Origin of the sequence: Proteus sp. fly-1067 (assembly GCF_040139345.1) — a bacterium.
Lineage (GTDB): Bacteria > Pseudomonadota > Gammaproteobacteria > Enterobacterales > Enterobacteriaceae > Proteus > Proteus vulgaris_B.
The window spans coordinates 1-689 of record NZ_JBEEUL010000111.1 but is presented as its reverse complement, the minus strand read 5'-3'; the positions used below and the strand labels follow the sequence as shown (position 1 = coordinate 689).

Sequence of the window (689 nt, the reverse complement as noted above, 5' to 3'; positions counted from 1 at the left end):
GAATTAGTTAAAGAACTATTTTTTGCCCTTTGGCATCAAGACTATGCAACCCTATCCAATCCTGCGTTGGTCTGGGCGATTTACTTTATGTTATTTGCAATTCTTTTTCTTGAGAATGGGGTTCTCCCTGCCGCATTCCTACCAGGTGACAGTTTACTGATCCTTGTTGGTGTTCTCATTGCAAAAGGTACACTGAGTTACCCATTGACGATTGTTATTTTGACAGCTGGCGCAAGTCTAGGGTGCTGGGTTGGCTATATTCAAGGACGATGGCTGGGTAATACTAAGTTGGTAAAAGGTTGGTTAGCACACCTCCCTGAACACTACCACCAACGCGCTTACGGCCTGTTTCATCGTCATGGCCTAGCAGCACTATTGATAGGTCGTTTCTTAGCTTTTGTTAGGACATTATTACCGACAATCGCAGGGCTCGCAGGCCTACAAAATGGTCGTTTTCAAGTGTTTAATTGGCTAAGTGGCCTACTTTGGGTGCTGATCCTAACTGCAATTGGTTTTGGCTTTGGTAAAAGCCCGATATTTCTGCAATATGAACACCACATTATGAATGTGCTGATGTTGATCCCTGTAGGACTATTGATCCTTGGTCTTATCGGCAGTATCGCAGTGGTCGTCAAGAAAAAGCTATCAACCAAGAAATAAGTTCACTATTAAGCGAGAGGGCAACCCAC

General features: G+C 44.0%; 1 protein-coding gene. It reads left to right on the top strand.

What is annotated here, in order from left to right; genetic code table 11:
• Positions 1-660, top strand: a 660-nt coding sequence (locus ABN217_RS19435) for a DedA family protein (protein WP_349459882.1), incomplete at its 5' end; no start/stop codon positions are given.
• Positions 661-689: the final 29 nt, after the last annotated feature.